Raw genomic sequence first — 17,341 nt, 5'->3', positions numbered from 1 at the left:
GATAACAGCACTACGGAGGCGGTCGGGCATGGAGTCAAGCGGCGCTTTGAACATCGCCGATGTCCGGCGCGGGCAGGCGGCGCTCGAGGGCCTGGACGTGACTGTGTGGTCCAACAGGTTTGAACTGCTGTCCGATGCCAATCGCCTTCGGCTTCTCCTGTGTCTGCATCACGCGCCGGGGATCTGCGTCACGGACCTGTCCGTGGCATTGGGAATGAGCGGGACGGCTGTCTCGCATGCACTTCGGCTGCTTCGGAGCCAGGGGTGGGTGACAGCGACGCGAGACGGCCGTTCGATGCGCTACCAATTGGCTGACGACACCGTTCACCAGCTACTTCACTCGATCGGTGCCACGCACTTCGGCGACGATCCCACACATGGTCACTCGCACGACTGAATTACCACGACTGAACTACCACGCCTGAACTACGGAGTGGCGAAGAATTTCTCCACTGCCGGTGCGGCATTCGGGTTTCCGTTCATGATGCCGTTGCCCAGACCGATACCCGTTCCGATGGCTCCGCCGACGATGCATCCGGCGATGAAGTTGGGGAAGATCGACAAGCACCCAATCCCGATACCTGTGGCCGCACCGCCGAGCGTCGACTGCAAGCCGCCGTTGTTCCACCCGATATTGATTTCGTTCGTCATGGTGTCGAACGCAGCTTGTTTGGCATCGTTACCCGGGAAAAGCGTCGCTGCAGTCGGACTGTTCGTGCTTACCGGTTGGTTGAACGGATCGAAGCCGGTGTTCGGAGCTGCAACAGCCGTGCCGGCGCCTGCGCCGACGGCAGCAACGACAATCGCGGTCATGGTCAGAGTTCGGGACAGTTTCATGGGGAAAGCCAATCTGTCTGTGTGGAACTTTCGGGCACAAGCGGACCCGTCGAGCACTGCGATGCGCTCGCAAGCAGAGCCTTGCACGCGACGGGTCGTGACAAGTGGCTACCCGGCCCCCACACTCCTGAAACCGCCCAGTCTCATTCGTTTCTACAGGTTGTGCCGGATTGTTCGTCGGAGCGACGAGTGCTGCTTGCTTTTGCTCGCGCTCTGCCTGATCGCACGTAGCTGGGCTCAGCCGAGGCAGGCCATTTTGCATCATGTCAAGTGCCCGTCGAAGGCCGGTTCGTTGACTATGGTGCATCTGCACCACGGGTGGGTTGATAGAGCTATAGGTACCGAAAAGGGCTGCTTTTATTCCCAGTGCTGACCTTCTCGTGATTGTGCGCGCGCATCTGTGTGAGGGGCTCGCGCAATCGTATTTCTTGGTCGTCTTCGCGCCGTCACGCTGTTTCGGGAGCGACTCGGTGCCGTTGTCTTCAATCCGCGCCTAGCAGTGCGACTGTAGCGGTTACCGACGGAGTTGCTGCCCACTGCGCCCATGTTCGGATCGGGATCTGCGATTGTGAACAGTGATCGAAGGTTTTGTGTGCGAGCGCCCACGAGGATGGTGCTTGCTACGTTCGGGTGTCGACCCGCGGTCGACAGTGGCGCCAGACGTTCCCGGCGGGCGTCCTCGATGCTGCGCAGCAGAAGATCGGCGCTGCAATGACATTGGGACCCTATTTCGGCGGTCGTGGAGTTCGCTCGTGTACGGCTTTCGTGGCTGGTGCCGGTGCCATATTCCGTCGGATCACGTTGACACGCCGTTTCGCAGGCATATTCACGTGAGGCAACGAAGGAGTTGCGGGGGCAATCTCGAATGAGTCGACAAGTGGTCTTGCATCCTGAGGTAATTCATACTAATAATTAGCATGTTAATGAGTGATGCGGCACACGTCGATGAATGTCGGGCAGTGCGCATCACCGGAAGCAATGCCACGTGCGTTGACAGTCTCGAAGGAGGAAACACGATGCCTGCTGGCACCGTTACAGGGAACGAGTTTGCGACGGTGCTTGCTCGCTTGGAGCGCCTTGAACAGATCGAGGCGGCACGTGGTGTGTTCGCGGCCTACGCAACTGCTGTCGACAACCATGATGCCGACGCGCTTCGTCGTCTATATACCGCGCGCAGCGTTCTCGACACTCGTGTTGGAACCTTCACCGGTACAGACGAAATCGTAGAGTTCTTCGTCCGGTCGTGGGCTGCCGGACCGACAGGTAAACGGCACTTTATATCCAATATCGCGCCGACCTGGGTGTCCCCGAACGTCGTCTCCTTGGAAGCCTATTTTCTGTATGTCGGTCGGCCACTACAGGACTCCGGGATCGGTTGGGGTACTTACCGCTGCACTGTCGATACCGCCGATCCGCTGACCCTGATCGACCACAAGATCGCCGTAGAAGTGGGAACAACTCTCGAGGCCGGCTGGTCTGCGCCAATCGGACGCTGACAGCGACTCCGCGGGAAAGTCAAGGAAGAGGATTCGAGCCCAATGACCTATGTGATCACCCAGCCGTGTTGCAACGACGCGAGTTGTGTCAGCGTGTGTCCGGTGAACTGCATCCATCCCACTCCCGACGAGCCGGAGTTCTTGCGGACCGAGATGTTGTTCATCGACCCCGCGACCTGCATTGACTGTGGAGCATGCGTAGAGGAGTGTCCTGTCGAGGCAATTCTCGACGACGAGTCGCTCGACGAGGGACAGCAGCGATATCTGCAGATCAATGCCGACTATTACACCGATCATGATGTGACCGCTGGGCTGGTCGTGCCTGGCAAGAATCTTCCACTCATCGACGGTGATCAGTTGAATGTCGCAATCGTCGGGGCGGGGCCCGCAGCCTTCTATGCGGCCGCAGAACTGGTGAAACACCCAGCCGTGCGCGTCAACATGTTCGATCGGCTTCCCACTCCGTATGGGCTGGTCCGTGCTGGTGTGGCGCCCGATCATCCTTCGACGAAACAGGTGGAGAAGACCTTCGCTTCCGTCGCCTCGAAGAAGTCGTTCGAGTATTTCCTCAACGTGGAGGTCGGCCGCCACGTAAGTGCCGACGAACTGCGTGAACGGTACGGAGCAGTCATCTACGCGCACGGCGCGTCCGCGGACAAACGATTGGGAATTGTCGGCGAGGACCGCTCCGGCAGTATTGCGGCAACTGATTTCGTGGCCTGGTACAACGGGCATCCGGACTACGCGGATCGCCAGTTCGATCTGTCCGGCTCGCGAGCAGTTGTCGTCGGCAATGGCAACGTTGCGCTGGACGTGGCTCGGATACTGCTTACGAACCCTGATCTACTCGGGACCACCGATATCGCGGATCATGCTCTCGAGGCCCTGCGCGAGTCACAGATCCAGGAGGTCGTGATCATGGCTCGGAGGGGGATCGCGCAGGCTGCGTATACCGTCGGGGAGTTTCTTGCAATGGGTGACCTACCGGGTGTGGATGTGATCATCGCTCCCGATGAGCTGGTCTTGGATCCGGCAAATGCGCAGGCGCGCCTTGACGGAACTCTCGACTCGACGATTGCGACAAAGCTGCGGATCGCCGAGGAATTCGCCGCTCGGATGCCGACCCCACGGGCCAAGCGGGTCGTGTTCCGGTATCTGGTCTCGCCTGTTGCGATCGACGGTGCCGATGACCGAACAGACGCGGTGCGGTGTGTGCGCAACGAGTTCAGTGAGGTGTCGGGTAGCAGCGCGTCTGTCGCAGCAACAGGTGAGGAGTTCGACCTGCCAGCCACGTTGGTGATGCGCGCCATCGGATATACCGGTCTCCCTCTTGACGGCGTGCCCTTCGACGACGTGACCGGGGTTGTTCCCAATGTCGAAGGGCGAGTCGTCGGTACCGCTCGAGGGGACGTAGTACCCGGGGTCTATGTGACAGGGTGGATCAAACGCGGTGCCACCGGCGGTATCGGTCGAAATCGTATGTGCGGGGAAGAGACTGCGCGAGCGGTTGTGGCGGACCTCCGCGCCGGGGCGCTTCCCGAACCGAGCAAGTCCCCAGCAGACATCGTCGATCTGGTTTCCGGGCGAGGTGCGAACCCTGTCGACGGAGCAGGTTGGAAGAAGATCGACGCGGTTGAACGTGCGGCCGGAACGGAAACGGGCCGTCGCCGAGTCAAGCTGATACGTATCGACGAGATGGCATCCGTAGCGCGAGGTTGAAGTTCGAAACATAGTGAAGACCAGAGTGATTGGTCGACAGGGATTTATGTGGATCATTGATGAAAGTCGACGACGGGAGTAGTAATGTCCGATCGATTGCACGGCAAGGTCGCCGTGATCACCGGCGCAGCGAGCGGGATCGGCGAAGGAACCGCACGCCGATTCGTGGCTGAGGGTGCGTGTGTAGTCATCGCAGACCTCCAGGTGAGCGCGGGTGAAGCCTTGGCCGCCGAACTCGGCGAGGCAGCTTTGTTCGTGCGGACCGACGTTACCGAGGAATCGAATATTGCAGCAGCTGTCGACGCGGCGGTTGAGCAGTTCGGATGTCTTGACGTGATGTTCAACAATGCGGGCATCATGGGTGCGATGGGCCCGATTGCGAAGTTGCGGTCCGATGACGTCGACATCACGATTGCAGTCAATCTTCGGGCGACACTGCTAGGAATGAAACATGCTGCTCGCGTGATGATTCCGCGCAAACAAGGTGTAATTCTCTCGACGTCGAGCCCGGCAGGTGTGATGGGCGGGGTCGGTCCGCATGCGTATAGCGCGACAAAAGCCGGAATCATCGGACTCACGCAGTCCGTGGCCGCCGAACTGCGTCCGCACGGCATCAGAGTCAATGCGGTAATACCGGGGGCTGTGGTTTCGGCGATGACCGCAGACCTCACGGCGGGCGGCGCGGACGATATCGACGGAGCCAGGGCCTCGCTCGGTCGTACTGCATTGATGGGCCGCCCGGGGACCCCTGAGGATATTGCGGCCGCCGCGCTGTACCTGGTCAGTGACGATGCATCCTTCGTGACCGGAATCGCGCTTCCGGTAGATGCGGGTATGACTCGGGCAGGTGGCACGGCGCCATTCAGCACGGGCCGTCACGAGGAGCCATCCTCGTTCCTGCATGCCGGCCTGCGCGGCTGATCCTTCTTTCGCTTCGTATTTCAACGAGTCTGTCGCTACCGAGGCGGTCGCTCACGTTCGCTCAGACACGATCAACATGAGAAGGCAGAAAATGAACACTGGAAAGCGAGTACTGGTTACCGGCGCTGCAATGGGGATGGGACGTGAGATTGCGCTCGAATTCGCTCGGCAAGGTGCCGAACATGTCACGGTTGCCGATCTCGATCTGGCTAAGGCAGAGGTGGTTGCGGCGCAGGTGCGCGAACTCGGCGCGAAAGCCGTTGCGGTGCATGTCGATCTGCGCCATTCGGATCAAGTCCGGGCAATGGTCGAGAAGTCGGTGGAGTCTGCCGGCGGTCTGGACGTTCTGATCAACAATGCGGGCGTTCTGGATACTGTCTTCTGTGATACGGCGAGTATCGAGGAGTTGACCGAGGAAGCGTGGGACGCGGTCTATGCGGTCAACGTCAAGGCGATGTGGTTGGCGACAAAGTTCGCGGCGCCGCACCTTCGGGCGTCGGATCGAGGTCCTTCGGTGGTGAATGCCGCGTCGGTGGCGGGCATGACGGGATACTCCTTGCCGGCGTACGCGTCGAGTAAGGGCGCAGTCATTCAGCTCACCCGGACCACAGCGATCGCGCTTGCGCCGGATATCCGCGCAAATTGCTTCTGCCCCGGTTCGATCAAGACTCCGATGGCCGACGCGCATCTCGCCGACGCAGAGGACAAGGAACAGCGAGAGCGTGAAATGAGTGGCACGCACTTGATTCCGCGGCGTGGGGAGCCGGTGGAAGTTGCGGCACTGGTGTGTTTCCTGACGTCTGATGCGGCGTCCTTCATAACTGGGGGCGTCTACCCCGTGGACGGTGGGACGACCTCGTGGCGGGGCGTGCGGGCGTGACCTGGGCCTTGTCCCGGAGCTCCGGCAATCCTTGACAACTCAGCAATAGAGACTAATGATAGTCATAGATTTAGGGTGATCTGGAACACGCAGGTTGCGGGTCGCCATCCTACGAACGGGAGTCGTGATGAGCTTTCTGACTATCGAGAAGAGTCGCTGCCAGGGTCACGGACGCTGCTACAGCGTCGCCCCTGACCTTCTTTCGGACGACGAGCAAGGCTATGTCGCCGAGACGGGCGAGATTGCGGTACCGGCCCAGTTCGAGGCGCAGGCGGAGGAGGCTGTCAATGCCTGCCCCGAGATTGCCATCCGCCGCTCTACAGGCACGGTCTGAGCCTATGCTCCACCACCTCAAGGTTCTCGATCTCACTGATCATCGGGGGCTCGCGTGCGGCCGCCTTCTGGCAGATCTCGGCGCGGATGTCGTTCAGGTGGAACCGCAGGGCGGGTCGACTGCCCGGTCGGCGACTCCGCTCGACACTCGCGGCAGGTCGATGTTCTGGGAGACGTTCTCCGCCAACAAAAGAGGTATCGCTCTTGACACCTCGGCGCCCGACGGTGCTCGGTGCCTGGACGCCCTGCTCGAAGTTGCCGACATTGTGGTGACGTCGATGCCCGTGCCAGATCTCGAGCGGCTTGGTCTGCATCCCGAACGGACCACGGCAGCACATCCCGAACTCGTTCATGTGGCTATCACTCCGTTCGGCCTGACCGGGCCGAAATCCAGGTATCTCGATTCCGATCTCGTCATCTGGGCTGCGGGTGGGCCACTCGATCCCCATCGTGACGGCGACCTCCCGCCGCTTCGGATCAGCGTCGAGCAGGCGTATCTGCACGCGGCGACCGACGCGGCGGCCGGCGCACTACTGGCCCATCGGGTCCGGGGCGCCGACGGCCGTGGCCAGGTTGTCGATGTGTCCGCGCAGGCCAGTTTGGGGGTCGCGACCCTTGGTCGGGTGTTGGCGCACACGGCCGGGGATGCCAAGCCTCAGTGGCACCAGCAACCCACATTCAAGGCGGCGAAGCCCGCACCGGAGCGCGTCGACCAAAGTGGCAGCGGTGCATCGACTTCCAGTGCTTTGAAGAAGTGGCACTGCACTGACGGCATCGTAGAATTGCACCTGGCGATGGGTCCGGCCTCCGGCGGTTTCACAAATAACTTCATCCGGTGGATGCATGACGAGGGGGCCTGTGCCGACTATCTTCTCGGCTGGGACTGGCGTACCGTCCCGGCGCTGATCGAATCGGGTGAGATCAGCGAGGACGACATCACCGAGGTGAGACGCCTGACAGCTGAGTTCCTCGGTTCGAAGACCAAGTCTCAGGTGCAGGAGGCTGCCGTGCGTTACCGGCTGCTGTGTATCGGGATCTCGGACATGAGCGATATCGCGGCCAGCCCACAATTGAGTCATCGTGGGTTCTTCGCGGAGACCGGATCCGGCGCAGATCAGGTGCGACTGCCTGCGCGGTGGGTGCACGTCAGCGGAGGAGCCGACCCCGATGTCCGCCGACCGGCTCCGAGTATCGGTCAGCACACCGCCGAGGTACTCGAATCCTGGCTCGGAGCTGACGATCCGGCCCTGTCCGAACTCTCGACGAGTGAGGTGCTCGCATGACTGACGCACTGCACGGGTTGCGGGTCCTCGACCTGTCCTGGGTGGTTGCGGGGCCGCTGATCGGTCGTACGCTGGCTGACTTCGGCGCCGATGTGATCCGAGTCGAGTCCTCCGTTCGTATCGAGACTGCCCGACTGATGCCGCCCTTCCAGGGTGGCGAGCAAGGCGTCGAGAATTCGATGCTCTACGGCAATGCAAACGCTGGAAAGCGTGGCATCACCGTCGATCTCAGCTCCGAGTCGGGCCGCAGCGTGGTCGCGGCGCTGGCCTCGAAGGCAGACGTGGTGATCGAGTCGTTCTCACCAGGTCTGATGGCACGCTGGGGTCTGGACTTCGATACTCTGTCCGCGGGCAACCCAGGTCTGATCATGTTGAGTACTTCGCTGATGGGTCAGTCGGGCCCGTTGTCCACGTTGGCCGGCTTCGGCAACATCGGAGCGTCGGCGAGTGGCTTTCAAAACCTGGTGGGTTACCCGGATCGACTGCCGTTCGGGCCATTTGGTCCGTACACCGACTACGTCGGTCCACGTCTCGCATTGGTGGCATTACTGGCGGCGCTGGCTGATCGGGACAGAACGGGTACGGGCCGGTATCTGGATGTCTCGCAGGTGGAGGCGGGTGTGTTCTTCCTGTCTCCACAGTGCGCGCACTACTTCGCCGAGGGTGTGGTCGCTCAGCGACACGGAAATGCAGACTCCGTATATGCGCCGCACGGGGTCTACCCGAGTCTCTCGGAGGACGGAACCGACAGGTTCGTGGCCATTGCCGTAACCGACGACGCGCAGTGGCCCAGACTTGTGGAGGCGATGGGACGGTTTGACCTTCTCTCGGATCAGTTGCTGGACTCGGCCGCCGGTCGACGATCTGCCCGCGCGACTCTTGACGCTGCGGTCTCACAGTGGACCAGTACCCGAACAGCGGCGCAGGTCGAGAATATTCTGCAGACGGCAGGCGTTCCCGCGCATCGTTCGGCTTCGAGTCGAGACTTCGCCGAGGACGAGCAACTCGTGCACCGTGGGCATTTGGTCGCCGTCCCGCACCCGCTGCACGGCGAGGTGACAGTGGAGGGACCGCGGTATCGATTGTCGCGGACCCCCGGCCGGCCTCGAACCAGCGCCCCGATGCTGGGTCAGCACAACAGCGTCGTACTCACGGAGGAACTCGGATACTCGGCTGACGAGATAGCGAACCTACATGCCGCCGGGACCATGAGTTGACGGGTTGCGGTGATCAATCAGGCGGGCAGTCATTCTGCCCGAGGGCATTTGACTCGACACAGGAGTGGATACGTTGACTGAAACAGTAACGGGGGAGACGCCGACCGAGGTCGACGACTGGAAGCAGGAGTGGCAGCCGGTGGTGGATGCGATCGGTCGAGACTTCTCCGACGGTGAGATTCAGTGGGGCGCGGATATGGTCGAGCGCGGGTCGATCCGTAGGTTTACCGAGCCTTTGGAACTCGACTGCCCGCTGCACACCGATCCGGTTGCGGCCACGGAGCATGGATTCGCTGACGTGACAATGCCGTACGTGGCGATGATGAGCGCGACGATTCCAGAGATGCGCGGCCCGGGCGAGGTGCTGTTCGATTCAGATGATCGTAACGCCCAGCCCGCTCGCAGTCCGATCAACAACGAGGGTCTCGGAATAGGCCCGAAGACAACTGGTTTCATCGGAACCGACATCGACATGGACTTCCTGCGTCCGGTAGTCGCCGGCGAGCGGTTGGGTCGTAAGTCGAATCGCCTCGTGGCCTGTTCGCCGAAGGAAACTGCGTTGGGACGGGGAGCTTTCCTCAAGTGGGAATGCGACATCGTCACCGAGGCCGGCGAGGTAGTGGCGCGCCAGCGAACCGGCACCTTTGCGTACGTGCCGAGGCACAAAGGAGAGAGCGTGTGAGCGCACATTTGTCGCAGCGTTACTTCGAAGACATCGAAGTGGGTGAGTGCACCGAGGCCGTGTCCTTTCCGCTCACCGTGTACCGGATGGTCATGGCCGCCGGATCTACCCGGGACTTCAACTCGATCCATCACAACACCGAGTCCGCCATGGCCAGTGGCGCCGACGAGATGTATGCAAACACAGGCTTCCTGCTCGGAACATGGGAGCGCTGCGTGCGGGATTGGATCGGAATCGGCGGAACCATCCGCAGTTTGGAGAAGTTCCGGATGCGTTCGTTCAACTACGTGGGGGAGACGATGGTGGTGCAGGGCAAGGTGATAGGCAAGGTGATCGATGCGAGTGGGGCTGGGGTGATCAGCCTCGAAGTCGAATCCAGAAGCCCTCGAGGAATTTCGGTTGGTCCGGGCGTCGTCACGGTGACACTGCCTCGTCGCGTCGAGGTAGCAGCATGAGCACGCGTCCGGCGACGTCCGCGGTCGTGGGTCTGGGCATGACGCCCATGGGAAAGATCTACGGTAAGTCGGCCGCGGAATTGGCAGTCGACGCCATCTGCCTGGCCGCCGATGATGCGGGGATCAAGCTGGGGGAGATCGACGGGCTGCTCGTGAACTCCGGGGTGGGTGGCGACATCGGCATGCAACTGCAGTTCTCCCTGCAGATGCGTAACCTCGGAATGCTCACTGCTGTTCAGGCTTTCGGCTCATCCGCAGGTGCCATGGTGCAGTATGCCACTCTGGCGATCGAGGCTGGGATGGTTGACACGGTTGTCTGTGTGTTTGCCGATGCCCCCTTGACTCAGGGTAAGGGCTCGAGTGGAGCCTACGGTGGGGCCGGACGGAGTCTGACCGGCATCGGTGCGTTGCCCACCGCAGCCGGGTTACGAAGTGCCCCGGCGAAGTATGCGATGGCTGCCCGCCGACACATGGAAGTGTACGGGACCACTTCCGAGCAGTTCGGCGCGGTTGCAGTCGCGGCGAGGGCCTGGGCTGAGATGAATCCCCTTGCACAGATGAGGGATCCGATGGCCCTCGAGGATCACCAGAACTCACGCGTCATTGCGGACCCGCTTCGGCTGTTGGATTGCTGCCTGGTGAGCAATGGTGCGGTTGCGGTGATCGTGACGAGTGCGGATCGCGCTCGTCACCTTGCGCAGCCGCCCGTGTACGTGCGCGGCTGGGGACAAGGCCACCCCGGTTACATTCAGGCGCGTGGCAGTGACTTCGGTCTGGTCACGGGCGCGAAAACCTCGGGTCCGGACGCGTTGCGAATGGCCGGGATCGAACTTGCGGACGTCGATATTGCCGAGATTTACGACTGCTTCACGTACACCACGTTGGTGACGTTGGAGGATTACGGATTCTGCGAGAAGGGTGAGGGCGGCAAATTCGTCGAGAGCGGCGCACTCGCGCCGGGCGGGTCGCTGCCGACCAACACCGGTGGCGGAGAGCTTTCCGGTTACTACATGTGGGGGATGACTCCGCTTTCGGAGGCGGTGATCCAGGCTCGTGGCCAAGCGGAAGAGCGACAGGTGGATTCCCACGACCATGTGCTGGTCAGCGGCAACGGGGGCGTACTGGATTTTCATTCAAGCCTCGTCTTGAGCCCACGGCCCACGAACAACTGAGATCGGAGAAACCTGATGGGATTGTCTGCAGTCTTGCGGGACGAAAGTTCGGCGCCCTTCTTCGACGGTACGGCGGAGGGTCGGCTGATGCTCCGCCACTGCCCCAAATGCGAGAGTTGGTCAGAGCCGGGCGCGCTGCTGTGCGCCAATTGCCACAGTAGAGGCCTGGAATGGGCGGATTCGATCGGACATGGCGAAGTGGTCAGTTGGACCGTCATTACCGGCCGCCCTCATGACGGAGTCGCACCGCCTCCCGAGGTTATCGCGTTGGTCGAGATGTCGGAGGGCCCGTGGGTGCACATGGCGCTTGTTGATCACGACGGGCTGGGTTTGACTGCGGGGACTTCTGTCGTGGTCGAGTTCGCCGAGGTCGAGGGTGGTGAAGTGATGCCGGTCGCACGGCTGCATACAGGTCGGTCGTAAACCCGGGTTCCGGATATACTGATCTCTATTGCTGCTATTCATAGCGATGAATAGCAGCAGCATCGACGGATTGGAGGGATCGAAGATGAGCGTACGTACCGCGCGGCCACAGAAGACCGCGTTGATCGTGGCGAGACGGATAGTCGCGGATATCCACCAAGACGGATGCAAGCAAGGGGACCGGTTGCCCTCCGAGAAGCACATGCTCGGCAGCTATGAAGTGGGACGCGGAACCCTGCGGGAATCCCTTCGCTACCTTGAGCTTTCGGGTGCAATCTCGCTAAAACCCGGCCCGGGTGGTGGCCCCACCGTAGAGAAGCCCGATGCTTCGCATCTCGCCAACAGTCTGGGTTTGCTGCTGCAGTTCGAGGGTGCGCCGTTCAGTTCCATCGTCGAGGTTCGAGAAAGCCTCGAACCGCTGATCGCGAGTCTCGCTGCGCAACGAATAGGTGCAGATCAGCTTGCGGAGCTGGAAGCGTCCGTGCAACTGATGCGTGAGAATCTCGCCGACCGGGAGGTATTTCTCGAGGCGAACCAGTCGTTCCATGACATCATTGCGTGGTCGTCGGGGAACCCGTTGTTCGGATATCTGATTGATGCAATCGAGGGAATCTTCGAAGGCGCGGCGTTGGGTGTCGACTATCCGGTGCACCGCAGGTCTGCGGTGTTGAAGGCGCATTCCGCGATATACGTCGCGATCGAAGCCAAAGACCCCGCGGCTGCCCTGGACTCGATGCGTGAACACATCCTGGAGTTGAGTAGGTATCTGCGCAAGAAGTACCCCGAGGCGCTCGAGCAGGCTGTGACCTGGGACGCGATGCACTAGTCGGCAGGTCGGTGCGTCCTGCGTCAGGTGCCCGGTGTGGAGGTCAGTGAGGCGAGTACGAAGTCCACGAGATCGCGCGTGTACTTGTCGCGTTCCCGGGCAACGCGATCTCGCAAATGTGGTGGGGTCGCGATTGCATGGTTGATTGCAGCGCCACACAGGGTGTCGAGCAGAATCGTCACCGGCGTGTCCGAACGTAGTTCTCCTCGGCGGACGCCTCGCTGAACGATGGTTCGTGCCGCCCTGATCTGCGATCTGCGCACCGATTGCCAGCGTTCGGCAATGCCTTCGGTGGCGTGCGATTCCACCGTCATTCGGCGGGCGGCGAGGCCGTGTCGACCGCTGAAGAGGTCCACGAGTACCGACGTCATCGCCAGTAGATCCTCACGCACGTTCCCGTTGTCGATCTCGACGATCGGCGCGAAACACTGCCCGACGCTGTCTGTGAGCAACTCTTCTTTGCTTGCCCAGCGCAGGTAGATCGAGGCCTTTCCGACGCCGGCGGCTCGAGCTACCGCGTCGATGGAGAAGCCTGCCCACCCGGCGCTGCCGAACACGTCCATCGCGGCATCGGTGATCCGGCGGTCGACCTCTGGATCTCGCGGTCTCCCAGTCTTTTCCATCATCATGGCTCCAGTTTCGCATGTTTTGCAAGATTGCCAGTTGACTTACTGAACGATAAGCGTTCATATAGTAATTAATCAACGATGATCGTTCAGTAAGGGTGGGCGCATGACGACAGCTGTGGAATCCGACGCGACGGACTACAAGGACTTTGCGGATTCTGTTGGGCGGGTGCTTGATCGACTGTGGGGTGATGCAACGGCGGCGCCTGGTGCCGATATCGCCGGGTTGTGGGACGTTGCTGCCGAACAGGGGTGGTTCGAACTGGGTGTGGACCGTGCACTGGGTTTCCTGGTGGCCGCACAACGTGAACTCGGTCGCCGCGCCTGTCCGCTGCCGATAGCAGACGCGTACACGGCGATCCAGCTTCTCGGCGGCGACGAGGCCGATACGATTGCTCGAGGCGTGATCAGGCCACTCGTCTGTTTCACGGACCAGGTTGACCGGATCGAATTTTTCTCCCTCGAATGTGCGTCCAGCGCGACGCATCTGGTTCGGGTCGACACTCTCAATGCGCTGGTGGATCTACTCCCTGTGGAGCATCGCCTGGCCACTCCTGGAATGGCCGTGCCGACCTGGTCGCGGGTATCGGGCTCGGATTCCGTCTGCACTCGCAGACTGGATGTCAGCGAAGTGCGACAGATTCGGAGTATCGCGGAGCTGGCGTTGGTAGTGCGAACTCTCGCCGCGGCCGGATGCGCACACGAACTTGCGACAGACCATGCTCGCACTCGTACCCAGTTCGGGCGAACTATCGGCGCCTTCGGTGCTGTCCAGCAGCGGATCGCACATACGCAGATCGAACTTGTCTCTGCAGATCTTCTTGTGGACGAAGTGATTCGGCATCGAGACTCGCTCGATATCGCGATGTCGGCGGACCTGGCAGTGCACCACGGACGGGAAGTCGTTACCACCGCGCTGTTCGCAGCGCAGCACACGCTCGGCGCCATCGGGTACTTCGAGGAGCATCAGGCGAGCTGGCTCTTCCGTCGGGTACATGCGGATGTCGCTGTGCTCGACCGATTGCGTGGCCGTAATTCGCAGGTCGCCGGCCAGTTGGTCGAGGGGGGTAGGCAATTGCCTGATGCAGGGGTGCTTGGTGACAGTGCTTTCCGATCGGAAATTCGGAAAATACTGCATCGCTGGGAATCCGGTGAGAATTTTGACGAACAGGGTTTGCGTGACGAGTATGCCCGGCGAGGACTGTACAAGCTGGGCTGGCCCGACGAATTCGGCGGGCGTTCGGCGACAGCAGCGGATCGCGCCACTCTGGCGGCCGAGTCCAAGTACTTCCGGGCACCTGTCCCAGTGGATCGCGCACTCAGTGCGACAAGCCTCCTCGGTCACGCAATCCTCCGGCACGGAACGGACGAGCAGAAGGCGGAGTTCCTACCGCTGATCGGCCGCGGTGAGATGGCCTTCTGTCTCGGTTACAGCGAACCGGAGGTGGGCTCGGATCTGGCGTCGGTGCGTACTCGGGCGACGAGGGAGGCCGGTGGTTGGGTGATTGACGGGCAGAAGTCCTGGACAACCCGGGCATTGTCGGCCACCCACGTGTGGCTGGCCACCAGAACTGACCCCGAAGCGTCCCCACGGCATGCTGGTATCACTATCTTCCTTGTGCCCATGGATGCACCAGGTATCGAAATTCAAAGCCACACAGCATTATCCGGGGAGATCTCATGTTCGGTGTTCTATGATCGCGTGCGTGTTCCGGACTCGGCCCGGGTGGGTGACGTCAACGGAGGGTGGCGCGTCATCACGGACGCGCTCACTTCCGAGCGTCTGGTCATGGGAGGGATCGCGGCGACGCTGCATCGACAGTTCGACGACCTGGTGGGGCTTGTCCGCGCCGACCCGAAAAGCATGCTGGGGAGTTCCGACTCCTATCTGCGGCAACGGCTTTCCAGTCTGGCAGCGAGATTGCAGGCGGCGCGAGTGATGGTGGCCGCCGCGAACGACGAAGTCGCAGACGGCTCCGGAAAGGCAGACACTGCACCGATGGTGGCAGTCCTCGCCGGTGAGCTCGCCGAGGATCTCGGCCAGTTTGCCTTCGAGGTGCTCGGACCCAACGCAGCGTTGTCCGCAGGGTGTGCAGGCTCCGTCGGCAACGGGGTGTTCGAACAGGCGCTCCGGGCGGCTCCGATGTTTGTCATCGGCGGCGGCACCAATGACATTCAGCGTGCGTTGATCGCGCGTCGAATGGGCATGGCGCGCGAGTAGTTCCCGATAACCCAGGTCGCCGTCAACTATCGGCGGTGCCACAAGTTGATTGAACATAGCGGCGAGCGATATTGGAGGACTGATGGAAAGTACACCGATCACACCGGAGCGGCTGAGAGTCGCGTTCACCCCCGAGAGTTTTGCGATAATCGGGGCAAGCGACAAGTCCAACTTCTCACGTCTTGTGCATGCGAATCTTGTTGCCGCCGGGCATGAAGCGAGGACCTTTCTGATCAACCCCCGCTCACCGGAGGTGCATGGGCGCGAGACGCATCCGACCTGCGCGTCCGTAGGAATGTCGATCGACTTGGCCTTTGTCATGGTGCCGGCGTCAGCGGCGGCACAGGCGCTGCGTGATGCCGCAGGCGCCGGAGCAAAGGGGGTGCTCGTACTCAGTTCGGGCTTCGCCGAGACCGGGACGCAAGGGCAGCAGCGTCAGCGGGAATTGTGCACTGTTGCAGAAGAATTGGGTGTGGTTTTGATCGGACCGAACGTGCTGGGGTACGTCGATGTCGCGGCCGGTATTCCGGCGATGGCGCTGGCGAACCCACCGCAGAAGCCGGGCAACGTCGCCCTCATTTCGCAAAGCGGTGCCAGTTGTGCCGCAATGAAGGATTTTGCAGCCCTTTCCGGTGTCGGACTTTCGCACGTCTTCACCGTCGGGAACGAAGCTATGGTCACGGTCGGCCACCTCATCGACTACCTGGTCGAAGACGATCAGGTCGAGGCCATCGCCGTATTCATGGAAGGGATCCGGCAGCCGGAGGTATTCGCATCCGCTGCCCGGCGGGCAGCCAAGGCAGGGAAGGCGGTGGTTGTGCTCAAGGCAGGTAAGAGTGAACTCGCCGCCAGGTCTGCGACCGCGCATACCGGCGCGCTGGTCGGGGACAACCGGGTCGTGGATGCGGTCTTTGCGAGGCTCGGCGTGATCCGCGTGGACACCGTCGAAGATATGTTGGTGACTGCTGGGTTTGCTGCGCACACAGGACCGTTGGAGCGAACTGGACTCGGCATCGTATCGATCTCCGGTGGCGCGTGTGACATCATCGCGGATCTGGCGCACGATGCCGGTGTACGTATTCCTGAGCTCGCAGAAGGAACCGTGCGTGAAATCGCGGCAGCCATGCCATCGTACGGGCACGTCCAGAATCCGTTGGACGTGACCGGCGCCGCGATCATTGATCCCCGTTTGTTCAGGACAGCGGTTGCGGCAGTGGGTAACGACCCCGAGGTCGGTGCCGTCCTGGTAGTCAATAGCCTGCCACTCGGCGATACCGGGGAGGACTTCTACGGTCAATCGCTCGTGGACGCGATCGGCGCGGGGTTGAACGGAAGTAAGGCTCCAGGCAGTTACCTGACACAGGTGACCCAGCCGATCGGTGCAACGGCGCGGAAGTCCATGGGCAGGGGCGGTGTGCCGCACGTGATTCCGGGATTGCGCTTGGGTGTGGATGCCTTTGCGCGCGTTGCGCACTGGTCGCAGCGTCGTGCGCGGATCGGCGAGACGGATGAGGCGCACGACGTGGTGACGCGAACTGCCGACTCAGCCTCGCTTTCCGAAGTCGGTGCCCGTAACCTCGTCGAATCTGCCGGTGTCCCGGTCGTTCCGGCGGTACACGTGCACTCAGCTACTGCCGCGGCCGAAGCTGTACGGCAGTTCGGCTGCCCTGTGGCAATGAAAATCGTCTCGGCGGATATTGCACACAAGAGCGATCTCGGCTGCGTCCGCCTTGGGGTGACGGAAGCCGATGCGGACCGCGTCTACAGCGAAATCCTTGCCGCGGCAGCTCAGCCTGCGGCAAATGGTGCGATCCTGGATGGAGTTCTGGTCTCACCCATGCGGTCTGGTGGCATCGAACTGTTGGTAGGAGTAACGCGCGACCAGGACTGGGGCTTGATGCTTGCCGTGGCGCTGGGCGGAGTCCTTGTCGAGGTCCTCGATGACGTTGCGTTGGCGCCTCTTCCCGTAACCAAGGATGAGGCGCGAAGCCTACTCGAGAGCTTGCGAGGGGCTGCACTGTTGCACGGCGTGCGGGGCGGCACGCCGGTCGACCTGGACGCGCTCGCCGAGGTTGTGCACTCGGTCGGTTGTCTTGCGGAGGAGCTCGAACCCAACTTGGATTCGTTGGAAGTCAACCCGCTTCGGGTTGATGGCTCGACGATCGAGGCGCTCGACGCGCTGGTCGTGTGGCGAGATGCCAACTGAGTGCGCTGGTGCGCTGACCTGGATCCCACTGCCTGACAAGTCCC

Annotated in this window: 17 protein-coding genes; 15 read left to right on the top strand and 2 right to left on the bottom strand. The window is 61.6% G+C overall.

The annotated features are described in order from the left end of the window. Positions 1-28 precede the first annotated feature (28 nt). Positions 29-397 carry an ArsR/SmtB family transcription factor gene (locus KYT97_RS15975; RefSeq protein ID WP_033233260.1) on the top strand — a complete coding sequence of 123 codons (369 nt, stop codon included), beginning with the start codon at positions 29-31 and terminating at the stop codon, positions 395-397. A 29-nt stretch (positions 398-426) separates the two neighbouring features. Here the strand turns inward: KYT97_RS15975 and KYT97_RS15970 are convergent, their stop codons facing one another. After that, positions 427-837 carry a hypothetical protein gene (locus KYT97_RS15970; RefSeq protein WP_033233259.1) on the bottom strand — a complete coding sequence of 137 codons (411 nt, stop codon included), beginning with the start codon at positions 835-837 and terminating at the stop codon, positions 427-429. Positions 838-1,853: 1,016 nt separating this feature from the next. Here KYT97_RS15970 and KYT97_RS15965 point away from each other — a divergent pair. From KYT97_RS15965 to KYT97_RS15910, 12 genes are all read left to right on the top strand, one after another. Next, positions 1,854-2,333, top strand: coding sequence for a nuclear transport factor 2 family protein (locus tag KYT97_RS15965; protein WP_219110231.1), 480 nt, complete (start codon positions 1,854-1,856; stop codon positions 2,331-2,333). A 42-nt stretch (positions 2,334-2,375) separates the two neighbouring features. Beyond that, complete coding sequence (locus tag KYT97_RS15960; protein ID WP_219110230.1) at positions 2,376-4,052, top strand: FAD-dependent oxidoreductase; 1,677 nt, start codon at positions 2,376-2,378, stop codon at positions 4,050-4,052. A gap of 84 nt (positions 4,053-4,136) precedes the next feature. Next, positions 4,137-4,973, top strand: coding sequence for a glucose 1-dehydrogenase (locus KYT97_RS15955; RefSeq protein ID WP_219110229.1), 837 nt, complete (start codon positions 4,137-4,139; stop codon positions 4,971-4,973). 91 nt (positions 4,974-5,064) lie between these two features. Continuing rightward, a complete protein-coding gene (locus tag KYT97_RS15950) occupies positions 5,065-5,853 on the top strand; it encodes an SDR family NAD(P)-dependent oxidoreductase (RefSeq protein WP_219110228.1) in 789 nt (262 codons plus the stop codon). A 127-nt stretch (positions 5,854-5,980) separates the two neighbouring features. Continuing rightward, a complete protein-coding gene (locus tag KYT97_RS15945; protein ID WP_219110227.1) occupies positions 5,981-6,187 on the top strand; it encodes a ferredoxin in 207 nt (68 codons plus the stop codon). 4 nt (positions 6,188-6,191) lie between these two features. Beyond that, the gene (locus KYT97_RS15940) at positions 6,192-7,469 is read left to right on the top strand and encodes a CoA transferase (RefSeq protein WP_219110226.1); all 1,278 of its coding nucleotides are present in this window, start codon (positions 6,192-6,194) and stop codon (positions 7,467-7,469) included. Continuing rightward, positions 7,466-8,686 carry a CaiB/BaiF CoA transferase family protein gene (locus KYT97_RS15935; RefSeq protein ID WP_219110225.1) on the top strand — a complete coding sequence of 407 codons (1,221 nt, stop codon included), beginning with the start codon at positions 7,466-7,468 and terminating at the stop codon, positions 8,684-8,686. The genes KYT97_RS15940 and KYT97_RS15935 overlap by 4 nt, the downstream gene beginning before the upstream one ends. Before the next feature lie 73 nt (positions 8,687-8,759). Next, positions 8,760-9,368 carry an FAS1-like dehydratase domain-containing protein gene (locus KYT97_RS15930; protein WP_245005839.1) on the top strand — a complete coding sequence of 203 codons (609 nt, stop codon included), beginning with the start codon at positions 8,760-8,762 and terminating at the stop codon, positions 9,366-9,368. Next, positions 9,365-9,823, top strand: coding sequence for a hotdog family protein (locus KYT97_RS15925; protein WP_245005838.1), 459 nt, complete (start codon positions 9,365-9,367; stop codon positions 9,821-9,823). Before KYT97_RS15930 ends, KYT97_RS15925 begins: the two co-directional genes overlap by 4 nt. Further along, positions 9,820-10,995, top strand: a complete 1,176-nt coding sequence (locus KYT97_RS15920) for a thiolase family protein (protein ID WP_219110224.1) — start codon at positions 9,820-9,822, stop codon at positions 10,993-10,995. The genes KYT97_RS15925 and KYT97_RS15920 overlap by 4 nt, the downstream gene beginning before the upstream one ends. Positions 10,996-11,010: 15 nt before the next feature. Then, on the top strand, positions 11,011-11,418 hold the full coding sequence (locus KYT97_RS15915; RefSeq protein WP_219110223.1) for a Zn-ribbon domain-containing OB-fold protein: 408 nt from the start codon (positions 11,011-11,013) through the stop codon (positions 11,416-11,418). An 85-nt stretch (positions 11,419-11,503) separates the two neighbouring features. Then, entirely contained in the window at positions 11,504-12,244 is a 741-nt protein-coding gene (locus KYT97_RS15910) for a FadR/GntR family transcriptional regulator (RefSeq protein ID WP_219110222.1), read from the top strand. Positions 12,245-12,267: 23 nt separating this feature from the next. Here KYT97_RS15910 and KYT97_RS15905 read toward each other — a convergent pair whose 3' ends face one another. Next, positions 12,268-12,873, bottom strand: a complete 606-nt coding sequence (locus KYT97_RS15905; RefSeq protein WP_219110221.1) for a TetR/AcrR family transcriptional regulator — start codon at positions 12,871-12,873, stop codon at positions 12,268-12,270. Positions 12,874-12,976: 103 nt separating this feature from the next. On the opposite strand from KYT97_RS15905, the gene KYT97_RS15900 reads away from it, so the two are divergent. Continuing rightward, entirely contained in the window at positions 12,977-15,091 is a 2,115-nt protein-coding gene (locus KYT97_RS15900) for an acyl-CoA dehydrogenase family protein (RefSeq protein WP_219110220.1), read from the top strand. Positions 15,092-15,173: 82 nt separating this feature from the next. Further along, on the top strand, positions 15,174-17,297 hold the full coding sequence (locus KYT97_RS15895) for an acetate--CoA ligase family protein (RefSeq protein ID WP_219110219.1): 2,124 nt from the start codon (positions 15,174-15,176) through the stop codon (positions 17,295-17,297). Positions 17,298-17,341: the final 44 nt, after the last annotated feature.

Source organism: Rhodococcus globerulus, from assembly GCF_019334125.1.
Lineage (GTDB): Bacteria > Actinomycetota > Actinomycetes > Mycobacteriales > Mycobacteriaceae > Rhodococcus_F > Rhodococcus_F globerula.
This window is presented reverse-complemented; position numbering and strand designations above follow the sequence as displayed.

What these genes read in the sequence shown, in the direction of transcription:
- KYT97_RS15975 (WP_033233260.1), top strand. Translation starts at nt 29, where the DNA reads ATGGAGTCAAGCGGCGCTTTGAACATCGCCGATGTCCGGCGCGGGCAG.
- KYT97_RS15970 (WP_033233259.1), bottom strand. Translation starts at nt 837, where the DNA reads ATGAAACTGTCCCGAACTCTGACCATGACCGCGATTGTCGTTGCTGCC.
- KYT97_RS15965 (WP_219110231.1), top strand. Translation starts at nt 1,854, where the DNA reads ATGCCTGCTGGCACCGTTACAGGGAACGAGTTTGCGACGGTGCTTGCT.
- KYT97_RS15960 (WP_219110230.1), top strand. Translation starts at nt 2,376, where the DNA reads ATGACCTATGTGATCACCCAGCCGTGTTGCAACGACGCGAGTTGTGTC.
- KYT97_RS15955 (WP_219110229.1), top strand. Translation starts at nt 4,137, where the DNA reads ATGTCCGATCGATTGCACGGCAAGGTCGCCGTGATCACCGGCGCAGCG.
- KYT97_RS15950 (WP_219110228.1), top strand. Translation starts at nt 5,065, where the DNA reads ATGAACACTGGAAAGCGAGTACTGGTTACCGGCGCTGCAATGGGGATG.
- KYT97_RS15945 (WP_219110227.1), top strand. Translation starts at nt 5,981, where the DNA reads ATGAGCTTTCTGACTATCGAGAAGAGTCGCTGCCAGGGTCACGGACGC.
- KYT97_RS15940 (WP_219110226.1), top strand. Translation starts at nt 6,192, where the DNA reads ATGCTCCACCACCTCAAGGTTCTCGATCTCACTGATCATCGGGGGCTC.
- KYT97_RS15935 (WP_219110225.1), top strand. Translation starts at nt 7,466, where the DNA reads ATGACTGACGCACTGCACGGGTTGCGGGTCCTCGACCTGTCCTGGGTG.
- KYT97_RS15920 (WP_219110224.1), top strand. Translation starts at nt 9,820, where the DNA reads ATGAGCACGCGTCCGGCGACGTCCGCGGTCGTGGGTCTGGGCATGACG.
- KYT97_RS15915 (WP_219110223.1), top strand. Translation starts at nt 11,011, where the DNA reads ATGGGATTGTCTGCAGTCTTGCGGGACGAAAGTTCGGCGCCCTTCTTC.
- KYT97_RS15910 (WP_219110222.1), top strand. Translation starts at nt 11,504, where the DNA reads ATGAGCGTACGTACCGCGCGGCCACAGAAGACCGCGTTGATCGTGGCG.
- KYT97_RS15905 (WP_219110221.1), bottom strand. Translation starts at nt 12,873, where the DNA reads ATGATGATGGAAAAGACTGGGAGACCGCGAGATCCAGAGGTCGACCGC.
- KYT97_RS15900 (WP_219110220.1), top strand. Translation starts at nt 12,977, where the DNA reads ATGACGACAGCTGTGGAATCCGACGCGACGGACTACAAGGACTTTGCG.
- KYT97_RS15895 (WP_219110219.1), top strand. Translation starts at nt 15,174, where the DNA reads ATGGAAAGTACACCGATCACACCGGAGCGGCTGAGAGTCGCGTTCACC.